Here is a 13,125-nt window from a genome sequence, read left to right on the forward strand (position 1 = left end):
ACAAAAGTCGGAAACAGATACGGTGAAAAAAACAGTTAATAATCGTATTTTTACTATACGCTTTTATACGTAGTGCGAGAAAATTTAAACTTTAAAAAAGCCATTTCTTACGGCAAAAATTACTAATTCAGCCGTGTTTTTCGATTGTGTTTTTAATAAAATATTTTCGCGGTGTTTGTCAACTGTCCGTTTACTAATATTCAACAAATCACTTATTTCCTGATTCGACAAGCCTTTGCAGATATTATATAAAACCTCGCTTTCGCGTTTCGAAATCTCTTTCTGCTGCCCCGTTGAGTTTTTCTCGCTAATCGTATTAATTATGGAAGTAAGAATCGCGGGCGAGAAATAATTCCGGCCTTCGTAAACTTCGTTAATCGCCTGTTGCACATCTTCAAATTTCGAGTCTTTTAATAAAAACCCCTTGGCACCGGCATGAATCATATCGGTGTAAAAATCATCGTTGGCATACATCGAAAGGGCTATAACTTTTACTTCGGGCAACAGTTTTTGTAATTCCAGGGTCGCATCAATTCCGTTTAGCTCGGGCATTTCAATATCCATTAAAACAATATCCGGCTGTATATTTTCAACTACTTTTAATAATTCCAATCCGTTTTGGGCCTCATAAATTTCTTCTACCCTACTCCAGGTTGAAAGTAAAAACCGCAATCCTTCTCTAAAAAGCGAATGATCATCTACAATAAATATTTTCAGGCCTTTGCTCATTGTTTTAAGGTTGAGTTGTAAGAATTTGCGTTTTATCTTGCGGAAATTTAATGTCAACAGCTACTCCATGAAGAGGTTGACTGTTAATGTCGATTGTACCGTTCAACGATTTAACCCTTGACTTGATATTTGTTAAACCCATGCCCTTCCATTCCGTATTTTCCTGATCGAATCCTATTCCATCATCTTCGTATTGAAAATGAACAACATCAGCTGTTGCAGCAATGGTTAGCACCGCTTTTTTAGCATTTGCATATTTCAAGGTGTTATTAATTAGCTCGCAGGCAATCCGGTATATAATCACTTCAAAATGATGATTAAAACGAAGTTCTCCCATGTTTGATTTCAAAACAAATTCGGGCGAGTCTTTCGAAATAATATTTTTTAAAAAAGTATTTATGGCCTTTTCAATACCATACCTTTCAAGCACCTGCGGATTTAAATGATTTGAAATTTCGCGGGTGGTAACAATCGCATTATTAATCGAGTGTTCTGTTTTGGTAACAATCTGACTGTTAAATTTACCCAGCTCCTTTTTATCCATGGCCGACAGAGCCATTTTTGCAGCTGAAAGAACAGGCCCTAATCCATCGTGCAGCTCCTTGGCAAAATGTTTTCGTTCTTTCTCTTCGGTTGAAATAACTGCCGAAAGAAGGCGAGTTTCGTTTTTCTCGCGTAACTTCTGTAAATGATCAAGTAGTAAAAATATTTTACGAATATAAACTGCAGCCAACAACATTGCTATCGAAATTACCACGGCTATCCAACTGCTTACATGCGAAGTACTCTGTTCGGCTTGCGACGAAAATGTTGCAATTAACTCCATCACCCGCCGCAGTGCCATTAATAAAAATCCAACAGAAATACTAATCCAGGCAATATTAAACCGTGTTTTGGTAATTAAACTGATTGTAATACCAAAAGCAATAAACTGTACAACAACGGCTAATATTAAGGCAATCTGAACAACCATCTTACAAAATTATTTTTATTCCAATTTAAGCCAACACAATTTTCAATTTTTAACTCAACTGCAATAAGAATTTGTAGAAAACATTCAGTACTGTTCCTTCCCCGTTTTAAAGGCAAAAGAAATTTGTACGGCAGCCGGCATGTTTTAGCTGCTAATTCTTATTTTCACTCAATATTCCTAAATGGCAATTAAATGGCCTTAAAGTATTCCATATCCAAAGTAGTATCGGGCAAACAGCACAATAAATAAGTAAGTTATGTGAACAGCACAAGCCAAAAAACTGTTATAAATCATAACAATAAACTTTTCCGTGTACGAACACGGTGAATTAATTTTTATAGATTTACAGAATAACTATCTAAATAAAAATTTATGATTCTTGGATTATTAAAGGAACACGGTAAAGAAACACGTGTCGCTTTACTTCCGGAAACTGTGCAAACTTTTACCGATTTGAAAGTTGAGGTATTGGTTGAGCAGGGAGCCGGCGAAAAAGCATTTGCATCCGACGCCGACTACGAAGCTGTTGGAGCAAAAACAGTTTCGCGCAACGATGTGTTTGCCAAAGCCGAAGTTCTGCTGCAAATTCAGCCACCCGCTGAAGGAGATACTGAGCGAATTAAAGATTCTCAGGTTTGGATTAGCGCTTTTAACCCGCTTTGGGATACGGCGCTGGTAAAAACTTTCCTCAACAAAGGGATCACAACGTTTAGTCTCGATTTGATTCCGCGTACCACACGTGCGCAAGCCATGGACATTTTATCGTCGATGGCAACGGTTTCGGGCTATATGGCGGTGTTGGAGGCTGCGGCAAAACTGCCCACTTTCTTCCCGATGTTTATGACAGCTGCCGGTACAATTCGTCCGGCAAATGTGCTTATTCTGGGGGCCGGAGTTGCAGGATTACAGGCCATTGCAACCTCGCGCAAACTGGGTGCTCAGGTACAGGTTTTCGATGTGCGTTCGGCGGTAAAAGAAGAGGTAATGAGCCTTGGTGGTAAATTTGTTGAAGTGGAAGGAGCAACAGAAGACAAAGCTGCCGGCGGATATGCCGTGGAACAAACCGAAGAATATAAAAAGAAACAACAGGATAGAATCAATGAGGTGGCGGCCAAATCGAATGTGGTAATTTGTACCGCGCAGATTCCGGGGCGCAAAGCACCGCTCTTGATTCCGAAAGAAGCTGTTGATGCCATGAAACCCGGTTCGGTAATTATCGACCTGGCTGCTTCAACAGGCGGAAACTGCGAACTTACCAAAAACGACGAGGTTGTTGAATACAAAGGCGTTTCAATAATCGGCCAATCAAATTACCCGGCACAAAAACCGGTTGATGCCAGTCGTATGTTCGGCAAAAACGTATTGAACTTCATGAAATTAATGATTGGAGAAGAAGGCGAGCTCAACCTGAATTTTGAAGACGATATTGTAAAAGGAACCTGCATTACCCATGCAAAAGAGATTTACAACGAACGAGTTAAATCAGTTATCGAAACCAAATAAATGAATGAATTATGGAAAGTATATTAACTTTTTTAACCGAAAATAAAGATGCGATATTCATTATAGTGTTATCGATATTTCTTGGATTCGAGGTAATTTCAAACGTGCCGTCGGTATTGCACACTCCCCTTATGTCGGGAGCCAACGCAATTAGCGGTGTAATTATTATCGGAGGAATTATCCTTGTTGGGCACGCGTCATCTACTTTCGAGTGGATACTGGGTGCAATTGCCCTGTTTATGGCTACGCTTAACGTGGCCGGAGGATTTGTTGTTACCGACCGCATGCTCGAAATGTTTAAAAAGAAGAAAAAATAACGATGAACGCTATGATTATACTCAATACATTAATGCCGGGACAAGTTGTTCTGGAATACAGTTATCTTCTTTCAGCCATTATGTTCGTCATCGGTCTGAAACTGGAGAGTAATCCTGCCACCGCTCGTAAAGGAAACTTCTGGGCTGCCTCGGGTATGATTCTTCCAATGATCACAACCCTGCTACTAAATAAAGATGCTGCCGGCGAAGGAATATCTTTGGCCAATGCAGCAGCAGTAATCCTGATTATTGCCGCCGGTGCAGTAGTTGGAACCGTAATGGCCCGAAAAGTAAAAATGACGGCCATGCCACAAATGGTATCCTTTTTTAATGCTACCGGTGGTGCGGCATCAGCAGCTGTGGCTTTAATCGAGTTTACAAAAAATCCGGGTCAGGCACTTTTGGTCACTTTACTTGGCTTGGTTGTAGGTAGTATTGCCTTTAGTGGTAGTATGGTTGCCTATGGTAAACTGGATGGGAAAGTGGGTGATATTTTTGCCAAATTTATGACCTACCTGAACCTGTTCTTTATGTTGCTGATTGTTGTCATCATTCTGCTGGTACTATTTGGCGGATTCGATCAGATAACCGTTTCTTACCTTGTTTACGGACTACTGGTATTAAGCCTTATATACGGAGTAAGTTTTGTTATGCCAATTGGTGGCGCCGATATGCCTGTTGTAATTTCGCTACTGAACTCGTTAACGGGTATTGCAGCTGCTATGGCCGGTTTTATCTATCAGAATGAGGCCATGATTCTTGGTGGTATTTTGGTAGGTGCAGCCGGAACCATTCTTACGCTGCAAATGTGTAAAGCAATGAATCGATCTTTGATCAACGTGATAATTGGAGCATTTGGTGGCGGTGGTGCAAGCCATGCTGATGTTCAGGGAAGTATTAAGGAAATTACCCTGAGCGACGCAGCTGTTTTGTTGAGTTACTCGCAAAAAGTGGTTATAATTCCTGGTTATGGACTGGCTGTTGCACAGGCACAGCACATTGCTCACGAACTGGATTCGTTGCTGGAGAGCAAGGGCGTTGAAGTAAAATATGCCATTCACCCGGTTGCCGGTCGTATGCCAGGGCACATGAATGTTCTGTTGGCAGAAGCCGATGTACCTTACGAGCAATTGGTAGAAATGGATGACATTAATCCGGATATGCCAAATGTTGACGTAGCAATTGTGGTTGGTGCCAACGACGTTGTAAACCCTGCAGCTTACGACGATCCGGGAAGCCCCATTTATGGAATGCCAATCATCGATGCACACCTTGCCAAAAACATTATTATCATGAAACGTGGTATGGGTAAAGGTTACGCAGGTATCGAAAACTTCCTGTTCTTTAACGACAAAACACGCATGTTGTTTGGCGATGCTAAAAAATCGATTACCAGCCTGGTTAACGAAATTAAGAGCATGTAATAACTACAGTTATATAAAAATGAATGCCACCTCTTTTTTTTGAAGAGGTGGCATTTTTTGTTTTCTTTATATCGGATAAAAGGAAAAGATGAAGCGTAAAAGTGTAGTAGGAAGAGTACTTCAAAAGTTGGTTCTTGTTTTAATTGGATGCTCAGCATTGTTGGCCTGCCAAAAATCAAAACAACAAGGTGCGGTCGTATATTCGTTCGACGACCAATACATTGATGAATGGTACAAGCAGCGCGATCTTTTCAATCAGTACAATATAAAAGCTACTTTCTTTATAAACCGCCCGCAAAACCTAAGCACCGACCAGGTAGCCAGGTTGAAACAACTGGAAGCTGACGGGCACGAAATTGCTTGCCACGGACTGAATCACCGAAATGTGGTTGACTTTAAAGATTCGCCGGATGTACTGATTAACTCCGAGATAATACCCGCTATAAAAATTCTTGCAGATTACGGATTCGAAATCAGGTCGTTTGCCCATCCGTTTGGGAAATCGTTACCTGAAATTGATACGCTGCTATTGGATCAGTTTGGCTACCTGCGAAAAGCCACTTACAATATAAAAGACACAACCATTGATTATTACGACGACATTTTCGCTACAAAAAACAACTACCGGATAACCAGTTCAATGGGAATTGATACCAACTACAATATTTCTTTGCAAAATTTCGAAACCGGATTACTTCGTGCTAAAGAAAAGAATGAAGTACTCATTCTTCATGCGCACCGCATTGACAGGAGCCTGACAAACTATTCCATTAGCCCCGACTACCTGGAAGAAACTTTTAAGCTTTGCAGAAAGCATAACATCCGATCATTGCGAATTTCAGACCTTGAAACATTTTTTATCAGCGATTAAATACAGTCCCCTTTCACCTTCAAAATCGCAAGGTCATTAAATTATTAAACAGTGCTTCATTCCATTAACCCAGAGTTTAGGATACACGTTTAGTGCTATTTTCGCGGGCTCAAAATTTCAACTATTTAAACATTACAAAATGAGTACTCAAAAAATTGGAAATCCGGCAGTTGTTGGTCTGGCCGGTTTCGGATTAACTACCCTTTTACTTCAGATTCACAACATCGGCTTATTAGGCATTGGCCCCGTACTGGCCATGGGCCTTGTTTTTGGCGGGCTGGCACAAATGATTGCCGGATTTATGGAACAAAAAGTGGGCAACAATTTTGGTTTCAGTGCCTTTGTTGCTTACGGTTCGTTTTGGATCGGGCTGGCAATTATCTGGCTACTAAACCATTTCAATATTTACTCCGCCTCGCACACCGATGTGGGTTGGTACCTGGTTGCCTGGGCTTTGTACACCTGTATTATGCTTGCAGCATCGTTTTATGTACACAAAGCAATGGCTATTACTTTTATTTTGCTCGAATTGGGTTTTATTCTTTTAGTTATTGGTCATTTTGGAAACCCTAAAATGAATATTGTTGCCGGTTACGAGCTTATTTTCTGCGCTTTGTCGGCCTGGTATATGATGGCCGCCATTATTATTAACGACCTTGCCGGAAAAACAGTTCTGCCACTTGGTACTGCATGGGCAAAAAAAGCAAACTAGTTTCTTAGTATCAATACGATAGAAAAGGGCTGATCGGTAACCGATACAGCCCTTTATTTTTTTCATATCATGTACACCTTACGGTCATTATTTTCTAAATAATTTATAATATTTATCTAATAATCAGCAATAAACTTTCATTTATTCAACACATTAATTACATTTGTTGTACAAACCATTTATCGAAAGGACGTACTCATGCTTGAAGAACAAACCCTAACAAGTTATGCTCCGTCAACGCGTTATACAAACGGGCAGCTTGAAAGCCAATTCAAAACAATCCTTGAAAATAAACAACTGGTGAATTTTGTGGAGTCGATCTCACAAATGGTGATCATATTAAACAAGCACCGCCAGGTAGTTTATGCCAACAAAAGTTACAAGGATTTTTGCAAACAGCTTAATCATGATCCTCTTATAGGGAAACGCCCGGGAGAAACGTTCAATTGCGCCAATGCATTCAATTCGGCTGCCGGATGCGGAACCAGCAATGCCTGCAAATCATGCGGAGCTGTAAATGCAATTCTGGAAGCGCAAAAAGGGAAACGTTCAACAAAAGAATGTCAGATACTCACACTCGAAAATGATGCCCTGGACCTTGAAGTGACAGCTAATCCTTTAGATCTCGACGGAGAAAAACTGACAATATTTTCGGTAACCGATATAAGCGCCGATAAAAGAAGAAAATCGCTGGAACGGGTTTTTATTCACGATATATTAAACAGCGCAGGAGCTATTTCCGGACTATCTGCTATTCTTAAAGAAGTTGATGATCCTGAACAAATACAAGACATCGCTCAAACAATTGAATACGCTTCGCAAAACCTTATTGAAGAGATACAGGCACAGCGTGAATTAGGGGCAGCAGAAAGAGGCGAACTTCAATTGCAACTTCGTGAAGTGAACAGTAACAACCTCCTTTCAGACCTGCAGCGAACCTATGCAAAACACGAATTGAATAACGGCAAACCTATTCAAATAAGCATGGATTCAACCAACTGCACATTTACATCCGATCTTGTATTACTACGACGTATTCTGGGTAATATGATTAAGAATGCCATTGAAATGAATGTGCCGCACGATACAATAACACTGGACTGCAAGGAAAGTGAAACTATCGTGAAACTATCGGTACACAACAACAGCATTGTAGCCGACATAGCAAAAGTTCAGCTGTTCAAACGTTTTTTCTCCACCAAGGGAAAAGGCCGCGGACTTGGTACCTACAGCATGAAACTTTTGGGTGAAAAATACCTGAATGGCAAAGTTGGTTTTACCAGTTCCGAAGAAAGTGGAACAACTTTTTTTATTCAACTTCCTAAATAGTTATATCCAACGCATAACATAACAGTTAAGCTTTTTATCTTTGGTTGTTTTAAACAAAATGACCAAAGATAAGCTTTATACAAAAATTATGGCGCTGATCGATGAACGGATCGAATCGGCAAAAATGGCTATTGCATTGGCTAAAGAGTCGCGCGATAACGAAACCAAAAGCAGCGTGGGCGACAAATACGAAACCGGCCGCACCTTAATGCAACAGGAAGTGGAGAAAAACCGTGTTCAGTTGCATAAAGCCGAAAGACTAAAAACCGAACTGGAGAACATCGACCTTAAAAAGAGGTTCGGCAAAGTAGAATTTGGCAGTCTCGTTTCCGATGGCAAAAACCTGTATTTCATAGCAACAGCCCTTGGTAAAATTGAAGTGGATGGCAAAAGCTGTTTTTGTATATCCCTGGCTTCGCCCATTGGAAAAGCGCTGCACAATAAATGCGTTGGCGACAAGATTAGTTTTATGGGTAAAACCATTGAAATTATAGAAATCAATTAACTTTAAGTTTCTGAAAAAATATTTAACGATACAATCATCAAAACTGGCTCCAACGAGATTAAGCACTCTAACTGTTCTTTTATTATTTGTACTGTTCAACGTTTCAACAAATGCACAGGAATATGCCGTTGGTGCCGACCTCTCGTTTTTAAAACAAGCCGAAGACAATGGTTTTAAGTTCAAGGAAAACGGAGAAGTGAAAAAAGGCATCGAAATATTCAAAAACCACGGATACAACTGGATACGTTTGCGGCTGTTCCACACGCCAACACAATTACCAAATAATTTGGAATACACCATTGCTACGGCAAAAATGGCCAAAGAGCATGGTTTTAAATTTCTGCTCGACTACCATTATTCCGATACCTGGGCCGATCCTGCAAAGCAATTCATTCCCAAAGCATGGGAAGGACTTTCGCACGAAACACTGGTTGACTCGGTTTACGAATACACGCGACAAACCATGATCGCTTTTCGCGAAGCCGGAGTTTTCCCCGACATGGTGCAGGTGGGCAACGAGATAAGTAACGGAATGCTTTGGCCCGATGGCAAACTGCCCGACAACTGGGATAATCTGGCCGAACTGATACAAGCCGGAATTAATGGGTTTTATGCCAGCTGCGGCAACAATCCATGCCCGCAGATCATGATTCATATCGACAAAGGCGGCGATAAGCAATTCACCAAATACTGGTTCGATAAGCTTCTTTCGTACGGAGTGGATTTTGATGTAATGGGACAATCGTATTACCCGTGGTGGCACGGCTCCATTCTCGATTTGCGCGAAACACTAAATTTTATGGCACGTGCCTACCAAAAAGAAATTATTGTGGTGGAAGCCGCCTACAACTTTGCCCCGGCCGAGTACATCGGTAAACCGGCACCATTTGTGGAGTCGCCCGAAGGACAACGTCAGTTTTTGGAGGAAGTTAACCGCGTGGTACTAAATGTACCGAATGGTTTGGGTGTTGGTGTTTTTTGGTGGGAACCGGCCGTGGAAAACAAAGGTTTTGGCTACCGTACTTTTTTTGATGCCGATGGAAATGTGCAACCGGTAATTGAAGTTTTTGACCGATTTACAAGGTATTGAAGGACGGAAGGAAGAAATGCGTGAATGATTTAATGCGTAAATGCTTTAATAAAAACTCGCGACTTGTAACTCGCAGCTAGAGGCTTTTTATACTTTTGCCTTTAGTCTATTGAGGGACTGAGGGATTGAGGAAGAACTTTGTGTAGCTTTGTGCTTTCTTTGTGAAACTTTGTGGTTAAGTTTTTTGAATGTTACAATGCATCAATGCAAAAATACTTTAATAAAAACTCGCGGCATGACTAATGGCGAATGACCAATGACCAATGACCAATGACTACTTTTGCCTTTCAATTTCTACTTTTGCCTTAAAAAATACAAATGACATACATTACCGACAAAGTTTTTAAAAACCAGGATTTCTCCGAAAAAGGATTGGAACAAGCCGACTACGAAAACTGTAATTTTAACGATTGCATTTTTTCATCGGCCAACCTTAGTAGTTACAGTTTCGAAGACTGCTCGTTTGAAAACTGCGATTTCAGCAACACAAAAATTACCAATGTTGCCTTTAAAAATGTGAGCTTCAAAAACTGCAAACTCATCGGGCTGCAGTTCGACGAATGCAATCCTTTTTTGCTTGAATTCAGTTTTAACGGATGCATGCTGAATTACGCCTCGTTTTACCAGTTAAAAATAAAAGGCACACATTTTAACCGCTGCACCATGCACGAGGTTGATTTTAGCGAAACCGATCTTAGCAAAGCCATATTCTCGGAATGCGATTTGGCCGGAGCTATTTTTAGCCGTTCCAACCTGCAAAAGGCCGATCTGCGCAATTCGATCAACCTGGTTCTCAATCCGGAACAAAACCAGCTGGCCGGAGCTCACTTCTCGCTCGACATGCTTCCCGGACTGTTAAGTAAGTATAACATTAAGGTGGATTAATTTTTTTTTGTTGTTTTGCAGTATGGATCTTTTACTTTGGTTTGACTACATCGGAACATTTGTTTTTGCAATTAGCGGCACACTGACTGCGGCCGACAAACGCCTCGACTTTTTTGGAGCAACCGTAACCGGCTTTGTTACAGCCATTGGCGGTGGTACTATGCGCGACCTTATGCTGGGCGATACCCCAGTGGCATGGATGCGAACCAACAATTATTTCTGGATGATTATTGCGGCCGTTGTGGTAACCATCATTTTCCGCCGCCATGTAATGAGACTAAAGCGCACCCTTTTTCTTTTCGATACCATTGGAATTGCCACCTTTACCTTGCTGGGACTAAAAAAGGCTTTGCTTTTTAATATCGATCCGGCTATGGCCGTGTTGATGGGCCTGTCGACGGCAGTGGTGGGAGGCGTTATCCGCGATATTTTGTGTAACGAAGTGCCACTGATCTTTCACCGCGAGATTTATGCTACCGCCTGTATTGCCGGAGCGCTGGTGTACCTCGTGCTAAGCCGACTGGGCGTTTCAGAAGTGATTTGCGAAACAGCAACCGTATCGTCCATTATCGCTATTCGGATACTGGCCATTCGATTTAATATTGCACTGCCCCGGTTGACGCATACGGATTGATGGGGTGATGGACTGAAGGACTGAAGGACTGAAGGATTGAGAGATTGAGGGATTGAGGGAAGAAATGCGTGAATGCTTTAATGCTAAAATGCTTAAATTTAAATTCGCAGCTAGTAACCAGAAGCTAGTGGCTACTTTTTACTTTATACTTTTGCCTTGCGAAGGCCTGAGGGATTGAAAGACTGATGGACTGCAGGATTAAGGGAAGAAATGCTTAAATTCAGTGATTGTATTGCTTGAAATTGTAAAACTGATAAATTGCAAAATTGAACTTGAAGCTTGAAGCTAGCGGCTAGTAGCTTGAAAATCAAAACTTTTGACTTTCTACCTTTACCTTTTGCCTTGAACCTTGAACTCCCCTACCACTCCACCAGCGACAGCCCAAACCCAACAACTGTTTGCCGGTGGTTATAATCGATCATACTTTCGCCATAGCCCGAAAATACCTGCGCCCGAAATCGAAGGTTATCGATAATTTTTATGGAATAAGCCAGGCGAAGGCTGCCGCGGTTATTATCACCAAAACGTAAACTATGACGAGCGGTACAATTAACCGTATGAATTCCTTTTCCCCACGCAAATAGTAGCTCGCTGCGCCCCAGGTAATTTTCAATTCCCGGGTTATCATCCTTTTCATCCGATTCGGGCAAACGCCACCACGGTTTAAATACCACCGATGCATTTTTTCCCTCAAGCGCCACTTGTGCCACAATACGGTTCCAGCTGCGCGACAGCGGATTTGCACGGCCATTGCTTTGATGATTATACCCCACCAGAAAAACACCATCCAACCCAAAAAGGCGATAACGAACAGGAAGGACAAACATCACTTCCGGCTCGTAATTTGTTTCGCGAAAAGGGCGCGACAAGTCGGTGTTAAACACCTGCCAGAACGATACCTGCGTATACGCGGCCCAAATATCGCCGCCAACTTTATCGCCAAATACATCGTTAAACACCTTTGTTTTCAGGCTCAGCTGAAACATTTGCTCCGTTTTATTCAGCGGAATGGATTCATCGATATTCCTTTCGGGATTAGCGCTGTGGGGCATGCGGTTTACATTGTCCGACACTTTGGCTACCAATACATAAACCGGTTTATAGGTACGTATTACAAACAAATCTTTATCGTCGTTTTCACTATCACCAATATCCCAGTGATCGGCCAACGTGTTTTTCTCCTGCCCAAAAAGTTCCTGCGCAAAAGTGTTGTAGCCTGCAAACATCAGGCCCATTAGCAACATTGTTAGTGTAATTTTCATTATTCGGCTTTTACGCTACGAAGATAGGCAATAACCCAATGCCTTACATTATGTAAGACCTGTTTGGCTAACATCTTTTAACAGTTGAAGGACTGAGAGATTGAGGGACTGAAGGGTTGAAGGATTGAGCTGCGAATGCTTTAATGCGGAAATGCTTTAATGCTTTAATAGTTGATCGACTTTGTGAAACTTTGTGCATCCTTTGTGAAACTTTGTGGTTAGTGCTTTTAAAAAAGGACTGAAGGATTGAGGGATAGAGGAAAGAAATGCATAAATGCTTTAATGCGATAATGCTTTAATGAGAACTCGCAACTCGCAGCAACTTTTGCCCTTTTACTTTTCACTTTTGCCTTACGAAGGACTGAAAGAAGAAATGCATAAATACTTTAATGCGGTAATGCTTAAATGAGAACTCGTAACTCGCAGCTACTTTTGCCTTTTTACTTTTTACTTTTGCCTTACGAAGGACAGAAGGACTGAGGGACTGAAGGATTGAAGGATTGAGCTGCGAATGCTTTAATGTGGAAATGCTTTAATGCTTTAATAGTTGATCGACTTTGTGAAACTTTGTGCATCCTTTGTGAAACTTTGTGGTTAGTGCTTAAAAAAAAGGACTGAGGGACTGAAGGATTGAGGGACTGAATGCATAAATGCTTTAATGCAATAATGCTTAAATGAGAACTCGCAACTCGCAGCAACTTTTGCCTTTTTACTTTTTACTTTTTACTTTTGCCTTGCGAAGGATTGAAGGAAGAAATGCATAAATGCTTTAATGCGATAATGCTTTAATGAGAACTCGCAACTCGCAGCAACTTTTGCCTTTTTACTTTTTACTTTTGCCTTACGAAGGACTGAAAGAAGAAATGCATAAATGCTTTAATGCGATAATGC

13 protein-coding genes are annotated in these 13,125 nt (G+C 41.2%); 10 read left to right on the forward strand and 3 right to left on the reverse strand.

Translation table 11 applies throughout. The features are described 5' to 3' along the window. Nucleotides 1-84: 84 nt before the first annotated feature. Nucleotides 85-729 carry a response regulator transcription factor gene (locus tag BMW53_RS14600; RefSeq protein ID WP_245749051.1) on the reverse strand — a complete coding sequence of 215 codons (645 nt, stop codon included), beginning with the start codon at nt 727-729 and terminating at the stop codon, nt 85-87. 4 nt (nt 730-733) lie between these two features. Beyond that, a complete protein-coding gene (locus BMW53_RS14605) occupies nt 734-1,702 on the reverse strand; it encodes a sensor histidine kinase (RefSeq protein WP_051567481.1) in 969 nt (322 codons plus the stop codon). A gap of 372 nt (nt 1,703-2,074) precedes the next feature. Here BMW53_RS14605 and BMW53_RS14610 point away from each other — a divergent pair, with 372 nt between their 5' ends. From BMW53_RS14610 to BMW53_RS14655, 10 genes are all read left to right on the forward strand, one after another. Next, nucleotides 2,075-3,205, forward strand: a complete 1,131-nt coding sequence (locus BMW53_RS14610; RefSeq protein WP_038554107.1) for a Re/Si-specific NAD(P)(+) transhydrogenase subunit alpha — start codon at nt 2,075-2,077, stop codon at nt 3,203-3,205. Nucleotides 3,206-3,216: 11 nt separating this feature from the next. Continuing rightward, nucleotides 3,217-3,522: an NAD(P) transhydrogenase subunit alpha part 2 gene (locus tag BMW53_RS14615; protein ID WP_038554110.1), complete on the forward strand. Its 306-nt coding sequence runs from the start codon at nt 3,217-3,219 to the stop codon at nt 3,520-3,522. A gap of 11 nt (nt 3,523-3,533) precedes the next feature. Next, nucleotides 3,534-4,946: an NAD(P)(+) transhydrogenase (Re/Si-specific) subunit beta gene (locus tag BMW53_RS14620; protein WP_245749052.1), complete on the forward strand. Its 1,413-nt coding sequence runs from the start codon at nt 3,534-3,536 to the stop codon at nt 4,944-4,946. A gap of 88 nt (nt 4,947-5,034) precedes the next feature. Continuing rightward, entirely contained in the window at nt 5,035-5,817 is a 783-nt protein-coding gene (locus BMW53_RS14625) for a polysaccharide deacetylase family protein (protein ID WP_051567482.1), read from the forward strand. 139 nt (nt 5,818-5,956) lie between these two features. Further along, a complete protein-coding gene (locus tag BMW53_RS14630; protein ID WP_038554113.1) occupies nt 5,957-6,529 on the forward strand; it encodes an acetate uptake transporter in 573 nt (190 codons plus the stop codon). 198 nt (nt 6,530-6,727) lie between these two features. Next, entirely contained in the window at nt 6,728-7,858 is a 1,131-nt protein-coding gene (locus BMW53_RS14635) for a sensor histidine kinase (RefSeq protein WP_038554116.1), read from the forward strand. A gap of 58 nt (nt 7,859-7,916) precedes the next feature. Next, on the forward strand, nt 7,917-8,363 hold the full coding sequence (locus BMW53_RS14640; RefSeq protein WP_038554119.1) for a GreA/GreB family elongation factor: 447 nt from the start codon (nt 7,917-7,919) through the stop codon (nt 8,361-8,363). 91 nt (nt 8,364-8,454) lie between these two features. Continuing rightward, nucleotides 8,455-9,453: a glycoside hydrolase family 53 protein gene (locus tag BMW53_RS14645; protein ID WP_245749054.1), complete on the forward strand. Its 999-nt coding sequence runs from the start codon at nt 8,455-8,457 to the stop codon at nt 9,451-9,453. A 318-nt stretch (nt 9,454-9,771) separates the two neighbouring features. Beyond that, on the forward strand, nt 9,772-10,338 hold the full coding sequence (locus tag BMW53_RS14650; RefSeq protein WP_038554122.1) for a pentapeptide repeat-containing protein: 567 nt from the start codon (nt 9,772-9,774) through the stop codon (nt 10,336-10,338). Nucleotides 10,339-10,360: 22 nt separating this feature from the next. Next, on the forward strand, nt 10,361-10,972 hold the full coding sequence (locus BMW53_RS14655) for a trimeric intracellular cation channel family protein (protein WP_038554125.1): 612 nt from the start codon (nt 10,361-10,363) through the stop codon (nt 10,970-10,972). A 359-nt stretch (nt 10,973-11,331) separates the two neighbouring features. Here the strand turns inward: BMW53_RS14655 and BMW53_RS14660 are convergent, their stop codons facing one another. Next, nucleotides 11,332-12,234: a phospholipase A gene (locus BMW53_RS14660; protein ID WP_051567484.1), complete on the reverse strand. Its 903-nt coding sequence runs from the start codon at nt 12,232-12,234 to the stop codon at nt 11,332-11,334. Between the last annotated feature and the right edge of the window lie 891 nt (nt 12,235-13,125).

It is taken from the genome of Draconibacterium orientale, from assembly GCF_900111425.1.
Taxonomy (GTDB): domain Bacteria; phylum Bacteroidota; class Bacteroidia; order Bacteroidales; family Prolixibacteraceae; genus Draconibacterium; species Draconibacterium orientale.